Origin of the sequence: Agrobacterium sp. RAC06 (assembly GCF_001713475.1) — a bacterium.
In the GTDB taxonomy this organism is placed as follows: domain Bacteria; phylum Pseudomonadota; class Alphaproteobacteria; order Rhizobiales; family Rhizobiaceae; genus Allorhizobium.
Map to the genome: position 1 here is coordinate 2646920 of NZ_CP016499.1, position 17674 is coordinate 2664593.

Annotated in this window: 17 protein-coding genes; 6 read left to right on the plus strand and 11 right to left on the minus strand. The window is 62.4% G+C overall.

Features of this window, described 5'->3' with window-relative positions; translation table 11 throughout:
* Positions 1-40: 40 nt before the first annotated feature.
* Complete coding sequence (gene ngg, locus BSY240_RS12785) at positions 41-1846, minus strand: N-acetylglutaminylglutamine synthetase (RefSeq protein ID WP_069042561.1); 1806 nt, start codon at positions 1844-1846, stop codon at positions 41-43.
* Position 1847: 1 nt separating this feature from the next.
* Complete coding sequence (locus tag BSY240_RS12790) at positions 1848-3623, minus strand: N-acetylglutaminylglutamine amidotransferase (protein WP_069042562.1); 1776 nt, start codon at positions 3621-3623, stop codon at positions 1848-1850.
* On the opposite strand from BSY240_RS12790, the gene BSY240_RS24160 reads away from it, so the two are divergent.
* Positions 3556-3756, plus strand: coding sequence for a hypothetical protein (locus tag BSY240_RS24160; RefSeq protein WP_171901534.1), 201 nt, complete (start codon positions 3556-3558; stop codon positions 3754-3756). The genes BSY240_RS12790 and BSY240_RS24160 overlap by 68 nt on opposite strands.
* A 41-nt stretch (positions 3757-3797) precedes the next feature.
* Here BSY240_RS24160 and BSY240_RS12795 read toward each other — a convergent pair whose 3' ends face one another.
* The 6 genes from BSY240_RS12795 to BSY240_RS12820 all read right to left on the minus strand — a co-directional run bounded on the left by BSY240_RS12795 (position 3798) and on the right by BSY240_RS12820 (position 9658).
* Positions 3798-5210, minus strand: coding sequence for a PepSY-associated TM helix domain-containing protein (locus BSY240_RS12795; protein WP_069042563.1), 1413 nt, complete (start codon positions 5208-5210; stop codon positions 3798-3800).
* Positions 5211-5226: 16 nt separating this feature from the next.
* The gene (locus BSY240_RS12800) at positions 5227-5919 is read right to left on the minus strand and encodes a Crp/Fnr family transcriptional regulator (protein ID WP_171901574.1); all 693 of its coding nucleotides are present in this window, start codon (positions 5917-5919) and stop codon (positions 5227-5229) included.
* Between the two features lie 99 nt (positions 5920-6018).
* On the minus strand, positions 6019-6411 hold the full coding sequence (locus BSY240_RS12805; RefSeq protein WP_069042565.1) for a hypothetical protein: 393 nt from the start codon (positions 6409-6411) through the stop codon (positions 6019-6021).
* A gap of 136 nt (positions 6412-6547) precedes the next feature.
* On the minus strand, positions 6548-7534 hold the full coding sequence (locus BSY240_RS12810; RefSeq protein ID WP_054149465.1) for a GlxA family transcriptional regulator: 987 nt from the start codon (positions 7532-7534) through the stop codon (positions 6548-6550).
* Positions 7535-7705: 171 nt separating this feature from the next.
* Complete coding sequence (locus BSY240_RS12815) at positions 7706-8863, minus strand: osmoprotectant NAGGN system M42 family peptidase (protein WP_069042566.1); 1158 nt, start codon at positions 8861-8863, stop codon at positions 7706-7708.
* Between the two features lie 96 nt (positions 8864-8959).
* Complete coding sequence (locus BSY240_RS12820; protein WP_054149463.1) at positions 8960-9658, minus strand: FadR/GntR family transcriptional regulator; 699 nt, start codon at positions 9656-9658, stop codon at positions 8960-8962.
* A gap of 154 nt (positions 9659-9812) precedes the next feature.
* Between BSY240_RS12820 and BSY240_RS12825 the strand changes: the two genes are divergently transcribed.
* The 5 genes from BSY240_RS12825 to hydA all read left to right on the plus strand — a co-directional run bounded on the left by BSY240_RS12825 (position 9813) and on the right by hydA (position 14826).
* A complete protein-coding gene (locus BSY240_RS12825; protein WP_069042567.1) occupies positions 9813-10607 on the plus strand; it encodes an ABC transporter substrate-binding protein in 795 nt (264 codons plus the stop codon).
* Between the two features lie 63 nt (positions 10608-10670).
* On the plus strand, positions 10671-11342 hold the full coding sequence (locus tag BSY240_RS12830) for an amino acid ABC transporter permease (protein ID WP_054149461.1): 672 nt from the start codon (positions 10671-10673) through the stop codon (positions 11340-11342).
* Entirely contained in the window at positions 11342-12091 is a 750-nt protein-coding gene (locus BSY240_RS12835; protein ID WP_054149460.1) for an amino acid ABC transporter ATP-binding protein, read from the plus strand. The genes BSY240_RS12830 and BSY240_RS12835 overlap by 1 nt, the downstream gene beginning before the upstream one ends.
* 28 nt (positions 12092-12119) lie before the next feature.
* Positions 12120-13391: a cysteine desulfurase-like protein gene (locus BSY240_RS12840; RefSeq protein WP_069042568.1), complete on the plus strand. Its 1272-nt coding sequence runs from the start codon at positions 12120-12122 to the stop codon at positions 13389-13391.
* A 25-nt stretch (positions 13392-13416) separates the two neighbouring features.
* Positions 13417-14826: a dihydropyrimidinase gene (hydA, locus tag BSY240_RS12845; protein WP_069042569.1), complete on the plus strand. Its 1410-nt coding sequence runs from the start codon at positions 13417-13419 to the stop codon at positions 14824-14826.
* Positions 14827-14845: 19 nt separating this feature from the next.
* Here the strand turns inward: hydA and BSY240_RS12850 are convergent, their stop codons facing one another.
* Genes BSY240_RS12850 through BSY240_RS12860 form a run of 3 tightly spaced genes read right to left on the minus strand, consistent with a single transcriptional unit; the run spans position 14846 to position 17663 of the window.
* Positions 14846-15775, minus strand: a complete 930-nt coding sequence (locus BSY240_RS12850) for a dihydrodipicolinate synthase family protein (protein WP_069042570.1) — start codon at positions 15773-15775, stop codon at positions 14846-14848.
* 32 nt (positions 15776-15807) lie between these two features.
* Positions 15808-17103: a TRAP transporter large permease gene (locus BSY240_RS12855; protein ID WP_054149456.1), complete on the minus strand. Its 1296-nt coding sequence runs from the start codon at positions 17101-17103 to the stop codon at positions 15808-15810.
* On the minus strand, positions 17100-17663 hold the full coding sequence (locus tag BSY240_RS12860) for a TRAP transporter small permease (protein WP_069042571.1): 564 nt from the start codon (positions 17661-17663) through the stop codon (positions 17100-17102). The genes BSY240_RS12855 and BSY240_RS12860 overlap by 4 nt, the downstream gene beginning before the upstream one ends.
* Positions 17664-17674: the final 11 nt, after the last annotated feature.

The window sequence follows — 17674 nt, forward strand, 5'->3', positions numbered from 1 at the left end:
GCCGCCCTTCTTGTTTGGGTCTTATCGATCACGCCTGTCGTCAGGCGTTGCGGCGCTCACGGGCCCGGCTGCCGGGAAACAGCAGCTGGATGAAGCATTCGGCCGTTGGCTGCGGCTCGTGATTGGCAAGCCCGGGCCGCTCATTGGCTTCAATGAACACGTAGTCCGGTTTTGCAGGATCATGGACCATGAAATCGATGCCGACGACCGGAATCTTGATGGCCTTGGCGATCCGGCAGGCGGCATCGACGAGGTCAGGATGGACAGTCGCGGTGACGTCGTGGATCGTGCCGCCGGTGTGGAGATTGGCAGCCTTGCGGACGGTGATTTCGCGGCCCTCTTCGAGCACGCTGTCGAGATCGAGGTCCTGCTCGGCGAGGCATCGCTTCGTCTCGGCATCAACAGGAATCCGGCTTTCGCCACCGGTTGCGGCAGCGCGACGACGGGACTGCTGTTCGATCAGCCTGCGGATCGGCGAGCGGCCATCACCAATCACGCGGGGCGGGCGACGCACGGCGGCGGCGACGAGCTTGTAGTCGATGACGACGAGGCGGAGGTCTTCCCCTTCGAAACAGGCTTCCAGAAGCACGCGGTCGCAGACCTGGCGGGCCTGACGGATGGCGGCCTGCAGGGCGTCCATCGAGGAAATGCCGACCGAAATGCCCCGGCCCTGTTCGCCGCGGGCGGGCTTCACCACCAGCTTGCCGTGTTTTTCGAGAAAGGCGTGCTTTTCGTCCTCGGGGGCGTCTGCGGAGAGCTGTTCGGGGACTGTGAGACCCGCCGTCTGGGCGAAGCGGCGGGTGACGGCCTTGTCGTCGCAGATCGACATCGCGACCGATGAGGTGAGGTCCGAGAGGCTTTCGCGGCAATGGATGCTGCGCCCGCCATGGCTCAGACGGAAGAAGCCGCCTTCGGGATCGGTCACCTCGACATGGATGCCGCGGCGGAGCGCCTCGTCAACGATCAGACGGGCATAGGGGTTGAGCGCCTCGTAGCCCTCGACCGGCTGGGCGAAGAACTTCTCGTTGATGGCATTCTTGCGCTTGACGGCAAAGAGCGGCACCCGGCGGAAGCCGAGCTTCTCGTAGAGGCCGATCGCTTTGTCGTTGTCATGCAGGACGGAGAGATCGAGATAGGCGAGGCCCCGCGCCTGGAAATGTTCGGCGAGGATACGCACAAGGCCCTCGCCGATGCCCGGCTGGCGGGCTTGCGGGTGGACGGCGAGGCACCAGAGCGAGGCGCCGCGCTCCGGGTCGTCGAACATGCGGTGATGGTCGATGCCGGTGACGGTTCCGACGATCTCGCCGGTCAGATCGTCCTGCGCGACGAAATAGGTGACCGGCCTGTTGTCACGCTCGCCGGTGAAGAAGTCCTCGCGCACCTGGACCATGCCGCAGCTGGCATAGACCGCATTGATACCCGCCGCATCGCTTTCCGAGGAGAAACGCCTGATGGTGACGCCCTTGGGGCGGCGGCCTCCGGCGCGATAGGTGGAGAGATCGAGCCTAAAGGTGTGGGACGGATCGAGGAAGATCTCCTGCGGTGCCTGGGCGAGCAGGACATGGGGATCGCCGACGTGAAAGGCGATGTCGCGCGTGTCGGGGGCTTCTTCGCGGAGCGCTTCGAGGAGGTCGGTATAGGCCTCGAAGGTCGGTGTGAAAAGAAGCCGACCCCAGCCGCAATCGAGGGCGACGTTGCGGTTGCGTGCATCCGGTTCGCAAGTACGGCTGGCTGCCCCCTGGCCACTGCCGCCAGGGGTTCTGAGGCGCGTCAGCCGATGCGATAGCGCGTTGCCGCGACGCGCCTTGCGCGGCTGGGTGGCGGGCTTCTTCTCTGCCTTGCTCACGTCAGTTCTCCTGAGCCTGCAACCACATTTCGAGAAGGCCGATCTGCCAGAGTTCGGAGCCCTGCAGCGGCGTGATATGCGCGGCGGGATCGGCCACCAGACGATCGATGTAATCCTGGCGGAAGAGGCCACGTTCGCGGGCAGCCTGTGACGACAGGGCGTCGCGGAGCATGTCGAGATAGGGACCGGCGATGTATTTCAGCTGGGGTACCGGGAAGTAGCCCTTCTTGCGGTCGATGACCTCGGAGGGGATGACCTTGCGGGCGACATCCTTGAGGATGCCTTTGCCGCCGTCGCGGAGCTTTTCCTCCGGGGGAATGCGGGCGGCGAGTTCGACCAGTTCGTGATCGAGGAAGGGCACGCGCGCTTCCAGGCCCCAGGCCATGGTCATGTTGTCGACGCGCTTGACCGGATCGTCGACGAGCATGACATTGCTGTCGAGGCGGAGTGCCTGATCGACCGGGCTGTCTGCACCGGCGCGCAGGAGATGTTCGCGGAGCAGGTCGCCGCTGACATCGCGCTCAGTGATCCAGCGGTCCCGGAGCTGGGTTGTCAGCGTTTCATGCGAGCGATCGCGGAAGGCGCGGCCGTAGTCGCCGACGACATCGGTGGAGCCGACCAGCGGCGGATACCAGTGATAGCCGCCGAAGACCTCGTCGGCGCCCTGGCCTGACTGCACGACCTTGATGTGTTTCGAGACTTCCTTCGACAGAAGGTAGAAACCGACATTGTCATAGGAGACCATGGGCTCGGACATGGCAGCGATGGTGCCGGGAAGCGCGCCCATCAGATCGGCCGAGGGCACGAAGATCTTGTGGTGGTCGGTGCCGAAGTGCTTGGCGATCAGGTCGGAATAGACGAATTCATCGCCCTTTTCGCCATTGGCTTCCTCGAAGCCGACGGAGAAGCTCATCAGGCCCGTCTGACCTGCTTCCGCCAGAAGGCCGACGATCAGGCTGGAATCGACACCACCTGACAGCAGGACGCCGACGGGGACATCGGCAATCATCCGGCGCTTGACGGCGAGACGAAGCGCATCGAGCAATTGCTCCTGCCAGTCCTCGCGGCTCATGCCTGCATCTTCGGCCCGGCGCGTATAGGCCGGGTCCCAATAGCGTTTGTCCTCGAAGCTGCCATCAGGCTGGTAGACCCGGATGGTTGCCGGGGGCAGCTTGCGCACGCCCTTGTAGATCGTGCGCGGCGGAGGCACGACGGCGTGGAAGGTCATGTAGTGATGAAGCGCCGTGACATCGATCGCGGTGTCGACGCCACCCGCCTTGACGATGGCGGGAAGCGAGGAGGCGAAGCGCAGACCACCGGAGACTTCGGCCAGATAGAGCGGCTTGATGCCGAAGCGGTCGCGCGCTATGGCCACGCGACCGGTGTCGCGCTCGTGGATGACGAAGGCGAACATGCCGTGGAAGCGCGATACGCAGCCCGTGCCCCAGGCATGCCAGGCCTTCAGGATGACTTCGGTGTCGCCATCGGAGAAGAAGCGGTAGCCCTTGGCTTCCAGTTCGCTGCGCAGTTCACGGAAGTTGTAGATACAGCCGTTGAAGACGAGCGAAAGGCCGAGATCGGGATCGACCATCGGCTGCTGCGATTTGTCGGAAAGATCGAGGATGCGCAATCGTCGATGGCCGAGCCCGACATTGCCCCTGACCATCACGCCGGCCGAATCCGGCCCTCGTGGGGCCAAGACGTCCGCCATGATCGAAACTGCCGCTACCGACGGCGATACGCCATCGAATCTCACTTCTCCACAAATGCCACACATGAACCGGGCTGAAACCTCCGTTGAAAGACCAAACGAAAAGGTGCCGGCAAACCGTTCCTCGGTTTACCGGACACATGATTTGCAAATGGCCGAGAGGTTCCATTGTTCCATTCTTTTTTCAGAACATGGATGACGGCGACTCGGCGCCCCGCTTTTGGGGGCGCCGATATTCAATCAGCTCAATGCCTTTTTCAGCGGCCTGATGTGGCGAAAGACGAGGAAGTCAAGGAGAAGCACCGCCAGGAGGACGGCGCCTAAGAGCGGGAAGAGCAAAGCCGTTCCCAGCATCACCAGTGCTCCGGTCTTCCAGAGGGGCCCGGGCTCGCCAACGTTGGGGGCCATAAGACGACCGGCACCTTTGGGGCGGCGCTTCCACCACATGACGAAACCGCTGACCGATAGGAAGATGATCGACAGACAGACGATATTGACCAGCACCAGGTTCCAGAGACCCATATCGCCCTCGTGGAAGGCGATACCGGCGGCCATGGCCTTGCCGGCTGGACCGTAATCACTGAAGCCGACATCGGCGAGGATGCGGCCGGTATACTGGTCGACATGAACGGTGCGATCCATCAAGGGATTGGCACTGTCATTACTCATGGTATCGCGCGAGATGGTCCAGACGGCCGTCTCGTCACCCGGGAACGCCAGCTGGAAGCGCTGCTCGAAGCCGAGCGTGCGGGCGAGCATGACGATGGCATCGAGCGAAACGGGCTCACCTGCCGGTGTGCCGGTGACACCGGCATCCGAGCCGGAAGCCGGCATCGGGGTCTGTTCCAGCGTCCACGGCACCTCCTTGACGCCGCCATGGTTCATGCTGGCATGGGTCTTGTCCGACAGGGGCACATTGTCCCATTTTTCCGCCGGGAAGGTGCTCCAGGCCTGGGTGAACTTCTCGCCCCAGATCCCCGCCCAGGTCAGGCCGGACAGCAGGAAGACGACGAGGAAGAGCGAGGCATAGAAACCGATCGTCAGATGCAGCGACTTCCAGAACTGACGCCCCCTGGCGGAAAGCTGCGGAAGCAGCACCGAGCCGAAACCGCGGCCATCGCGTGGCCACCAGAGATAGAGGCCGGTGATCACCAGAACGATCCCGAAGCCGGCGGCGATCTCGATCAGACGGTCTCCGAGAGTGCCGATCAGCAGCGTGCCATGGATGTTGTCGGCGAGATCGTAGAGCCCGGTACGCCGATCCCAGTGGCCGAGGACTTCGGCACGGTAAGGATCGACCGCCACCATATAGGAGGCGTCACCCTGGTTGATGCGAAAGAGGGCGGCCTGTTCGGGCGTGCGCGGGGCGATGTACTGGATGATCTGGCCGGGGATTTCGAGGGTCGCGGCTCCCGCCTGGTCCGAGACGGCGGAAATGGCGGCCTGCGGCTCGACGGTATAGGTCTTTTCGCCATCGCGGCCGAACAGGGTCGCCGTCCACAGCATCATCAGGCCGGTGACGGCGAGCATGATCATGAAGGGCGCGACATAGAGGCCGGCATAGAAATGCCAGCGCCACGCGGTGATGTAGAAGCGGCGCGACAGATCCTTGTCTGTCGCCTGGGCGGGGGTGAGGTCGGAAACGATGGTCATCCTAATTCTCTGTTGGTTATGGGAAAATGCAATTGGCGAGCGCATAAGCGCCGGCAGCAACGCCTGAGAGCTGTTCCGGATCGAGCACGGTGACGAGATCTCCGTGCTTGATCTCGATGAGCCCTGCCTTCTTCAGACGGGTGAGGCAGCGGCTGACGGTCTCGATGGTGAGGCCGAGCCAGTCGGCGAGATCGCCGCGTGTCGGGTAAAGATGGAAGGTGACGGACCTCCGCTTCCTGTCACGCGCGGCGCGGCCAAATTGCTCCGCAAGATCGATGAGGGCGGAGGCGACACGCTCCGGTGCGGTCTTGCGACCGAGCAGCATGACCAGGCTTTGCGAGCGGGCCAGCATTTCGCTCAGCGCCAGATCACGCTCGCCCTGGGCCATGCTTTCAGACACGGCCTCCAGCCGGGTGAAACCCAGCGTTTCCGCGGAATAGCGGTTCTGATCGCCAAAACCGAGGCCGATCAGGCGTCCGGGGCCGACGAGATCGATGATCTGGCGCCGACCATCGACCAATGTCTGGGCGGTGGCGACACAGCCATCGACGACGCGGTATTGCGGGGAGCGCGCCAGACCTTCGAGAAAGACGACGGTGCGCGGTGGCAGAAGCGGACCGGCGAGCGACATCGCCCGTTGCGGCGACAAGGTTGAAGAAACAGGCGGGAACGCAGGCGGCGCCCCGCAATCGGCAAACATTTGCAGCATGACAGACATCCGATTTCGACCGGAGCTGCGCGATTGCTAGCTCACCGGCCTGACGACACGGACAGCCGGGCGCAGACATGCGCCGGCCATGGTTTTCGATCAGGCGGTGATAGGGGGCGCGCGGGGATGGCTGTCGGGAGGGAAAAGCTGGCGATAGTGAGCCTCTGCCGGTTGCGGCAGGGTGATGGCTGCGATGAGCGGCATGCGGATGCCGACCGAATCGGCCGGCGCAGGCAACAGCGCCGACGCCGCGATGCGGCAAGCTTCACAATCGGACGAGGCGGCGTGCCCCTTGGCCTTGCCGTTCTCTGTGGGCAGGCAGAGCTCAGGCAGGCTGCCATCCGGCAGGGTAAGGGCTGCGATTTCCTGCGGGGAAAGCTGCGGTGTGGGTGGAACGGCAGGGCGATGCGCGAGGCCGAGCAGCACAAGCGCGACAACGCAGATCATGCGTATCGCCCGGTCAAAGCTCAAATCAACGCCCCGTTCGGCCATTCTATCCCCCGACAGATGTCCGCTGGATAGCACCGGCCGAGTCGGCTCACAAGCGGGCGGCCGGGGCCTTTGCGTCGCAGGCAACAGACCTAAAAAAGGCACTCCTAACGCAGCTGATGCGCGAGCCCGATCGCGGTCAAACCGTCGGATGGCTGCGCATCTGGCCTGGTGTCCGGCCATAGGTGCCCTTGAAGACGCGGGTGAAATGCGAGGTGTTCTGGAAGCCGACCTGAAGGGCGATATCGATCAGCGAAGCATTGGTCTGGGTGACCAGCATCTTGGCGCGTTCCATCCTGAGCTTCGTATAGATGCGGGCGGGCGAGACATCGATCTTCTGGGCGAACAGGCGTTCGAGCTGGCGGCGCGAAAGGCCGACCGAGCGGGCAAGCTGATCGATGGTCAATTCGTTTTCGAGGCTCTGCTCCATCAGGATCAGAACCGCTTTCACCCGGGGATCGTCGCATTCGATGGTGAGCGGGCGACGGACCTGGATGTCCCTGTTGGTGCGGGCCTTCTCGATCTGCAGGACTTCCAGCGCGTTTCGCTCGGCATCGTGGCCGAGATACTGTCGGACGATGAAGGCGGCGAGGTCGGCGGAGCTGCTGCCGCCGGCACAGGAGCCGCGGCGGCGATCGAGATTGAACAGACGGTCGGAGCGGACCTCATGATCGGGAAAACGGTCCCGGAACTGCTGGTAGTGGAGCCAACTGACGCAGGTCTGGTGGTTCTTCATCAGACCCGCGTCCGCGAGGATAAAGGTTCCCGTGCAAAGGCCGATCAGTGGCACCTTCTGGGCATCGGCCCTTTTCAGGAAGGCGATGGTCTGATCGTCCACGGCGGCCTGGCGCCCGAGAAGGCCGCCGACCACGACGATGTAATCAAAGCGGCTCGGATCGACGAAGTCGCTGGTCGGTGCGACCTGCACACCGCAGCTCGAACTGATCAGGTGGCGCGTGCTGCCGAGCACCTGCCAATCGGCGAGCACGCGGCCCGAGCGATCATATTCGTCGCTGGCAAGCCGGATTGTATCAATGAAGAGGGCAAAGGCGGACAGAGTGAAGGAGCGCGACAGCACGAAGCCGATCTTCAGCCGCGGCCTTTTCGTTGCCTCGTCGCCCGACATTGTCTCACTCTCCGCAGGTTCGGCGCATCCGCCATTCCGAACGCTAGCAGGGGGAAACAACCGCCGCAATCGGATGTCAAGCCATGCGCGAAACTTCGCGACAATCGCGCCTCAAAAGCGGCTTCAACTGTGGCGATCCGCGACGTGGGCGGATGGTTCGAAGTGCCGGAATTATGGTTCGTCGGGTTCGTTTGCTCGAAGCACCTGCTCGGCCGGTGCCACCTTCTGACGGGTGAAGCCGCGCAGACCGGAAACCTCTTCGGAATCGCGCTCGATCCGGACTTCGCTGGCGGCGTAATGGACCACCAGCTTGGCGACCGAGATCAGTGCATGGAGATGGATGCGCTCGTAGCCATGCGAGGCATCGACGCCGAAGGCCAAAAGTGCGGTGCGCACATCATGACCGGCCTCGACCGCCGAAGCGGCATCGGAGCGATAGTAGCGAAAGACATCCTTCTGAACGCGGATGCCATGTTCGCCGCACAGTTCGAAGAGCTTCTTGGACAGGTGATAGTCGAAGGGGCCGGTCTGGTCGGCCATGGCAAGCGTTACGCCGAATTCGTCGGAAGCCTGACCGGGTGCTGTGGTGCCATTGTCGATGGCGACCAGGGAGGCGATTTCCGGCACGAGCGCGGCAGAGGCGCCGACGCCGACTTCTTCGCCGATGGTGAACAGCCAATAGGTATCGACCGGTGTCTCGATGTCCTGCCGCTGCATCGCCTCGAGTGCTGCCAGCATGATGGCGACGCCGGCCTTGTCGTCGAGATGACGCGAGACGATGAAGCCGTTTTCGAGAAACTCCGGCTGCGGATCGATCGCAACGATGTCGCCGATATCGATGCCCAGCTGCACGATGTCCTTGCGGTCGCGGGCCAGAGCGTCGATGCGCATTTCAATGTGCCGCCAGCCGGTCGGCTGTGTGTCGACCTCGTCGTTGAACGTATGCCCGGATGCCTTCAATGGCAGGATGGAGCCACGGTAGATGCCCTTGGTCGAAAAGATCGAGGCGCGGGCGCCCTCGGCAAAGCGCGCCGACCAATGGCCGATGGAGACAAGCTCCAGGCGTCCATTGTCTTTCAGCGCCTTCACCTGGGCGCCGAGGGTGTCGAGGTGGGATACGATGCCCCGGGCGGGTCTGTCGGCGGCTCCCGGTCGACGGGCGCGGATCGCACCCCTGCGGGTCAGCTTGACCTCAAGTCCGAGACGCTCGAGTTCGCGGGCGGTGTGCCGGACAGCCTCGTCTGTGAAGCCTGTAGGGCTCGGAATGGCGAGCAATGCCTTCAGCCGAGACCTGAGATAATCCGGGTCGATATCGATCGGTGTATGCATCCGAGCCTTGTCGCAGTCATTGGCCAGTGGGTCAACACCGGTACGGACTTGCCGATCCAGGGCCGGGCCGCCTCTGCATGGAAGGTGGTCTATCGCTTACGGCTCGAGGCCGGCGCAACGCGCGGTGTTGCGGATATGGGTTTCCATCTCGAGCTTGGCGCCTGCGCCGTCATTGGAGCGCAGGGCGAGAATGATCCTGCGGTGTTCGGCGATGGATTCCCGCATGCGTTCTGGATCGGTGATCGGGATCGGCTGGCGCTGCGTTTCCGTCACAAGATCGCGGACGGTCTGGTAGAGGGCCTTCAGCATGGCGTTCGAGCAGGCCGAGACGATCAGCCCGTGAAACTCGAGGTCTGCCTCGACATTGGCGAGGAGATCCTGATTGGCCCAGCACTCTTCCATTGTTCGCGTCGCCTGCTCCATCTTGTCGAGCTGCAGCTGCGTCAGGCGGCCAGCCGCCAACCGGGCAATCTCGCCTTCAAGCAGGATGCGGGTCTGGAAGACATCGAAGACCGAATGGCTGTCGGAATAGCGCCAGGGGGCCATGTGACCGGTGGCAGCAGAGGCCGGCGTGGCCGGGCTGGCGACGAAGGTGCCCCTGCCCGCCTCCGTCTTCAACAGACCGAGTGTTTCCAGCGTCAGCAGCGCTTCGCGCAGGGAGGCGCGGCTGATACCGAACTTCTGGGAAAACTCCCGCTGCGAGGGGATCTTTTCGCCAGGCTTCAGCTGCCCGGACTGGATCATGCCCTGGATCTCGCGTGCCACCGATTGCGGCACGAGCGTCTTGTTGAACATGCGGTCCCTTCCCCGGCGGCGTGCTTCGACACCTAATCTATTTTTTTCGGCATCCCCTTGCCAAGCGGAAAGCCGCATGCTTGTTTGGCCTGACTGGTCTGACCAGTTAGACCAATGTAGATTGAGTCATGTTCAAAAAACAAGGGGAACTCTCATGACACGTTCAACGACATTTAAAGCATCCATCTTCGCGGGCCTGCTTGCCGCATTCGGCACGTCCGCCCATGCAGCAGATCTGACCGTCGGCGCCAATATCGGCAACGTACCCTGGGAATTCGAAGACGCCAGCGGCAAGGTCACGGGCTTCGAGGTCGATCTCGTCAATGAGATCGCCAAGCGTCTCGGCAAGACGGTCGAATTCGTCAACACGCCGTTCAACGGCCTCTTCCCGGCCGTGCAGTCGGGCCGCATCAACATGGCGATCTCGTCGATCACCATCACCGAAAAGCGTCTGGAATCGGTGTCCTTCGCGCAGCCCTATTACGACAGCGACCAGTCGCTGACCGTGACTGCCGCCTCCGGCATCATGGGCCTCAAGGACATGGGCGAGAAGGTCGTCGGCGTCGACACCGGCTCGACCGGCGACATGTGGTCCGAAGCCAACAAGGGCGAATATAAACTCGGCGAAATCCGCCGCTTTGAAGGCCTGCAGCCCGCGATGCTCGACCTGGTTGCCGGTCGCATCGATGGCTATATCTCCGACATCCCGGCGCTTCTCTATTACGCGAAGGACAAGCCGGAACTGAAGGTGGTCGAGCGTATCCCGACCGGCGAGAAGTATTCGATCATGTTCAACAAGGACGATCCGCTCGCAACGGAGGTCAATGCCGTGATCACCACGCTCAAGCAGGAAGGCTTCATTGCCCAGCTGCATGAGACCTGGTTCGGCGCAAAGGCCGAAGACACGACTTCGACGGTCACCGTACTCGACATGCCGAAAGCCATGTAACGCTCAAAACGCGATCGGCGGGACGCTCTTGTCCCGCCGACGTGCCAAGGGAGCCGATGCGGCATGACACTCCTCAATACCTTCTTCAATCTGCAGGTCCTGGCTGACAGCATGCCGGCCCTCCTATGGGGTCTGGTGGTGACCTTGCAGATCGGCGTGACCAGCATTCTGGTCGGTCTTGCCGGCGGACTTTTTCTGGCCGTCGCCCGCCTTTACGCGCCGACTTTCTTCAAGCTTTTGATCCGCGTCTACATCGACATCTTCCGCTCCATCCCGCTTCTGGTCCTGCTGATCGTCGTCTACTACGCGCTGCCATTCGTCGGCATCCGGCTATCGCCATTTCTGTCTGCGGTCACGGCGCTCTCCCTGGTGTCCGCAGCCTACACCGCCGAGATCTTCCGCGCCGGTATCGAGGCGATCCCGCATGGCCAGTTCGAGGCATCGGCTGCACTCGGTCTTTCCAATCGCCACACCATGATCGACGTGATCCTGCCGCAGGCGATCCGCATCGTCATTCCGCCGCTGACCAACAACTGCATCAACGTGATGAAGGATACGGCACTCGCCTCCGTCGTCGCCATGCCGGATCTTCTGAAACAGGCGACCCAAGCGCAGGCGCTCGCTGCCAATCCGTCACCGCTGATCGGGGCGGCTTTGATCTATATCGCCCTGCTCTGGCCGATGGTTGCCATCGTCTCGCGTCTCGAGAAACATTTCAGCCGGGGGAAACGCTGATGACCGGAACCACAGCCCCGCTCATTTCGATCCGCGGGCTCACCAAGGCCTATGGCACCTTCACCGTGTTGCACGACATTGACCTCGATATTGCCGAAGGCGAAGTCGTCTGCGTCATCGGACCCTCGGGTTCGGGCAAGTCGACGCTGATCCGTTGCATCAATCATCTTGAAGCTTTTGCGCCGGAAAGCCGGATCACCGTCGACGGCATCCGCGTCGAGCCGGGCCCGGCGCTTGCCAAGGTGCGGGCAGAAGTCGGCATGGTCTTCCAGTCCTTCAACCTCTTCCCGCACATGACCGTCTTGAAGAACGTCATGCTTGCGCCGATGCGGGTGCGCGGCACCTCGGTGGCGGAAGCAGAACGCAAGGCGCGCGAACTGCTCGCCCGCGTCGGGATCTCGGAGCAGGCGGAGAAGTTTCCCGGGCAACTGTCGGGCGGCCAGCAGCAGCGCGTGGCGATTGCCAGAGCGCTCGCCATGGAACCCAGGGTGCTGCTCTTCGACGAGCCGACATCGGCGCTCGATCCGGAAATGGTCGGCGAGGTGCTCGACGTGATGCGCAAGCTTGCAGGCTCCGGCGTCACCATGATCGTGGTGACACACGAGATGGGCTTTGCCCGCCAGGTGGCCGATCGGGTGATCTTCATGGATGGCGGTCGCCTCGTGGAAAGCGGAGCGCCCGAGGATATCTTCGACACGCCCAAACACGAACGGACGCGCGGTTTCCTGCGCGCCGTCCTCAACCACTGAACAAAAAAAGACCGGAGGACACCCTGCCATGGCAACCCCAACCCCAAAGGCGCTCGATCTCGATTATGTGCGGAGCCAGTTTCCGGGCCTCGCCCGCGGTTGGACCTTCTTCGACAATGCGGGCGGCTCGCAGATCCTCAAAGGCGCTGTCGAGCGCATCAACACCTTCCTTCTTGAGAAGAACGTCCAGATCGGCGGCTCCTACGAGGTCTCGCAGGCGGCGGCCGCAGCCCTCCATGAGGCGCGCACTGCGGCCATGCATCTGGTCAATGCCGGCCGGCCGGAAGAGATCGTCTTCGGCAATTCCACGACCGCGCTGTTGCAGAATCTCGCACGGGCCATGCATAGCCAGCTATCGGCAGGCGACGAGATCATCATCACGATTGCTGACCACGAATCCAATATCGGACCCTGGGACCGGCTGCAGGAGCGCGGCGTGGTGTTGAAGATCTGGCCGCTGAACAAGGACACGATGACGCTCGACCTTGCCGATCTCGCACCGCTGATGACAGAGCGGACGAAGCTCGTCTGCGTCACCCATTGCTCGAACCTGCTGGGCTCGATCAACCCGATCCGCGAGATCGCCGACTTCGTGCATGCCCGTGGCGCCAAGATATGCGTCGATGCCGTTGCCTATGCCCCGCATCGCGCGGTCGACGTGCAGGCCTTCGACGTCGACTACTATGTCTTCAGCCTCTACAAGACCTATGGTCCGCATTACGCGCTGATGTATGGCAAATACGACCTGCTTCTCGAGCTCGACCCGATCTACCACTACTTTTACGGCAAGGATAAAGTGCCGGGCAAACTGGAGCCGGGCAATCCCAACTACGAGCTCGCCTATTCCACATGCGGTATCGTCGACTACCTCGTGAGCCTTGGCGAACAGGCGGGCGAAACCGGCAGCGTGCGCCAGAAGATCGAGGCCGCCTATGCGGCGATCACGGCGCAGGAGGACGCGCTGACCGAGCGTCTGCTCACCTATCTGCGCTCGCGCAACGACTGCATGATCGTCGGGCAGTCAGCCAATCACGAGAGCCGCCGGGTGCCGACCATCGCCTTTCGTTTCGACGGTCGCGAGGCCGGCGAGATGTGCAGGGCGATGGACGCAGAAAAGATTGCGATGCGCTTCGGCGACTTTCACTCGCGCCGGCTCGCCGAATATCTCGGCCTGACGGATCATGGCGGCATGCTGCGCGTCTCGATGGTGCATTACAACACCCTGGAGGAAGTGGACCGTTTCACGGCAGCGCTTGATCGGATCCTGGCCGGACAGGCCGGGCTTGCGAAGGCGAGCTGAGCCCCAACAGAGAAGGACGTGCCCCATGCATTTCGACACGGTGATCCGCAACGGAACGGTGGTGACAGCAAGCGATACCTTCGTCAGCGATGTCGGCATCAAAAACGGGCGGATCGTGGCGCTGGCAACCGATCTGAGGGATGCCGACGAGGTCATCGATGCAACGGGGCTCTTCGTCCTGCCGGGCGGGATCGACAGCCACGTGCATCTCGACCAGCCCTCCGGCGAGGGCATCGTCATGGCCGACGATTTCGACAGCGGCACGCGGTCGGCTGCGATCGGCGGCAACAGCAGCGTGCTTGCCTTCTGCATGCAGGAAAAGGGTCAGTCACTGCGCGAGGCGCTCAAGGTCTATCACGGCAAGGCCGAGGGGAAATGTCATATCGACGTGTCCTTCCACCTCGTCGTGACTGACCCGACGGCCGAAGTTCTCGGCCAGGAACTGCCGGCACTTGTCGAGGATGGCTACACCTCGCTCAAGGTCTTCATGACCTATGAGGGCCTGCGTCTGCGTGACGACGAGATTCTGGCCACGCTGGATACGGCAAGGCGCACCGGTGCGCTGGTCATGGTCCACTGCGAGAATGAGGATGCGATCCGCTACCTGATCGGCCGGCATGAAGAAGAGGGCAAATTCGCCCCTAAATACCATGCCACAACACGCCCGGTGGCGGCCGAACGCGAAGCGACCCACCGGGCGCTGTCGCTCGCCGAAATCGTCGACGTACCCATCGTGATTGTGCATGTCTCCAACCGCGAGGCGATGGAGGAAATCCGCCGCGCCCGCCAGCGCGGACAGAAGATCGCCGGCGAGACCTGCCCGCAATATCTAATGCTGACGGCGGATGACCTCGATCTCGAAGGTCTGGACGGCGCAAAGTTTGTCTGCTCGCCGCCGCCGCGCGACAAGCCGAGCCAGGATGCCTGCTGGGAAGGTCTCGAACAGGGCGTTTTCGACCTCTTCTCGTCCGATCACTGCCCGTTTCGTTTCGATGATCCGGAGGGCAAGCTGAACGAGAAGGGCAAGCGGCATTTCCGCTGGATCCCGAACGGAATACCGGGTGTGGCAACGCGCCTTCCCATTCTGTTTTCCGAAGGGGTGATGAAGGGGCGGATCGATATCAACCGCTTCGTTGCGGTGACGTCGACCAACCACGCCAAGCTCTACGGGATGTATCCGCAGAAGGGCACGATCGCGATCGGCTCAGATGCAGACATCGCGCTGTGGGACCCGAAGAAGCAGCTCACCCTTACCAATGAGATGCTGCAGCACGGGGCAGATTACACACCCTATGAAGGGCTTGCGGTGACGGGGTGGCCGGTGCGCCTGCTGGTCCGCGGCAAGACCGTGATGGATCAGGGATCCATCGTTCGTGCGGCAGAGGGACGTTATCTCAGTCGCAAACGATCGGCCTTGAGCACCGCACCGGCCTAAGTTGGGCGAAAGCCTTGGCTCAGGCTCTCGCGATTTTCGAGCGGAAACGGTCCGCACCCGTCACGATATGATCCAGAATGGTCTCCACGGCCCAGTGGCGTTCCGCTATGTCATGCGGCACGGCGCGGCTATGGACATTCGAGAACGTGCCGATGCGGCGATGGAAATGCTTGGCGAGCTTCGGATAGCCGTAGCTCTCCGACATGGCCGAGAGGACGAGGAAGGTGTCGAGTTCGGCGGCAAGTTCCGGATCGGCTTTGCCGTGATCGTAGAGCCAGCGATAGAGATCCGGGTGGAAGTTGTTCATGACACCCGAAAAGCCGTGGCCACCGGCCTGAAGGAAAGGCCAGGCAATCGCTGCATTGGCATTGTTGATTGCAAGCGGCGTGTTTTCGACCAGAGCAAGCCGGCGGCGGATGTGGTCGAGATCGCAGGAGACATCCTTCAGGAAGGCGAAGCGACCGCTCTCGGCGCACCAGCGGACCTCATCATCGGTCAGCAATCTGCGATAGGGTGCGGGGCATTCGTAGAGCCCGAGCGTCATGTCTGCCGGGATCGCGCCGAGCAGGTCCTGCATGCGCGAGCGGAAGACGGTGGCATCTTCGTCGGCAGCCGCCAGGCGGTTTGTCACCAGCACGACGGCATCGACGCCCGTCTCAGCCATGGCCCGAAGTTCTGCCTTCTGGTCGTCCATGCTCTGAGAGATATGCCCGGAAGCGACGACCGGGACGCGGCCCTTGACTTGGCGGACCGTGAATGAGGCGAGCGCGGTGCGCTCCTCGAGCGTCAGAAACAGCATTTCCGAGGACTGGCACACGGCGAACAGGCCATGGGAGCCATTGTCGATGTACCATTCGATCAGCCTGGCATAGCCGTCCCAGTCGATCCCGTTGTTGTCGGTAAAGGGCGTGATCATCACCGGGACGATCCCGTGGAAGTTATGCGTCATGGAAGCGGTCCTCGAAACAGGGGCAGTTGCGGTCAGCCGGCATAACCGAGGGCACGCGGCAGCATCAGGGTGATGTCAGGAATGAGGATCAGCAGCAGCAGGGCAACCATCAGGGCCGCCAGGAAGAGCCAGATCTCTCGGATGATTTCAGCGAGCGGTATGCGCGTCACGGCATTGATGACGAAGAGCAGAATGCCATAGGGCGGCGTGATCAGGCCGATCATGCAGTTGACCACGGCCACCACACCGAAATGCACGAGGTCGATGCCGAGCGCACGGCATGTCGGAATGAACAAGGGAATGATGACCAGGATGATCGTCGAGGCATCGAGGAAGCAGCCGAGCACGAGCAACAGAAGGTTGACGGCGAGCAGGAAGACCAGCGGGTGCACATCGAGGTCGACCAGGGCGTTGGCGACGACGGTCGGAATGTTCTCCGAGGCGACGATGTAGTTCAGGATCAGCGCGCCGCCAATGATCAGGCCGACGGCAGCGGAGGAACGTGCGCTGGTGACCAGGATCTCGTAGAAATGCTTGAAGCTGAGCGACCTGTAGAAGATCGTCGCCAGGATCAGCGCATAGAAGGCCGCCACAGCCGCCGCCTCGGTCGGCGTCGTGACGCCGCCATAGATGCCGTAGAGCAGGATCGCCGGCATCATCAATGCAGGGCCGGCATTGATCGTCAGGGCCGGGAATTCCCGCAGCGGCACGGGCTCATGCTTGGCAAAGCCACGCCTGTGCGAAATCCAGGCATTCATGGCCATCAACATGGCACCCATCATCAGGCCGGGGACGATACCGCCGAGGAAGAGGAAGCCGATGGAGGTGTTGGAAACGAGGGCATAGAGCACCATCGGGATCGACGGCGGGATGATCGGGCCGATGGTGGCGGAAGCGGCCGTGATCGCGGCGGCATAGCCGCGCGTGTAGTGGCCGGACTTCACCATCATGTCGATGATCATCTTGCCGATGCCGGCGGCATCGGCAATCGCAGAGCCGGACATGCCGGAAAAGACCAGGGACGAGAGGATGTTGACATGGCCAAGGCCGCCGCGGAAGCGGCCGACCAGGGCGACGCAGAACTGCAGCAGACGATCGGAGACCGAGCCGGCATTCATGATATTGGCCGCGATGATGAACAGCGGCACGGCCAGCAGAATGAAGCTCTGGTAAAGGCCATCAAGCAGGATCTTGCCGCTGATGCCGATGCTCTGACCGCTGGCTGCAAGATAGGCGAATGAGGCGACGAGGATCGCATAGGCGATGGGCGTACCCATCACGGCGAGGCCAAGCAAAATGACGATGCAAAGGAGGAAGGCGATGCTCATGCCTGGCTTCCCGTCTGTCCGGTATCACCAGAGCCGCTGAGGCTCTCGCGCAACGCCTGCCAGACCTGCCACAGATAGCGGCCGGCGACGGCGACGAGGAAGACGATATAGATCATGTAGACATCCCGCATGCGGATCCAGTCGCCGAAGAGATCACCGAGAGTGGCCGTCTTTTTCAGGCGAAGAATGGCGAGGCGATCCCAGGTGGGCGCTACCGACAAGAGAAGCGCGATGGCGACCGCAAGGCCGGTGACGATGGTGAAGATCCGCCGGACACGCGGGGAGACGGAAACATAGAGGACGTCGAAGGTAACGTGATCCTCGACCCTGACGACGAAACTGTTGCCCCAGAAAATCAGCCAGACCCAGATGGCGAGACAGAATTCCAGCGTCCAGCCAAAGTTGGTCGGCTGGAGAAAGGGCATGTTCTCGGCGACCCAGGGCAGACGCGCCGTGTAGCGAACGAGGACCTGCAGAATGAAGGTCGCAAACATGGCGGCCATCAGCGCGGCAGCCACGGCCTCCGCCGAAGTCCGAAACAGTCTGATTAGAGAAGACACACCATCACCTT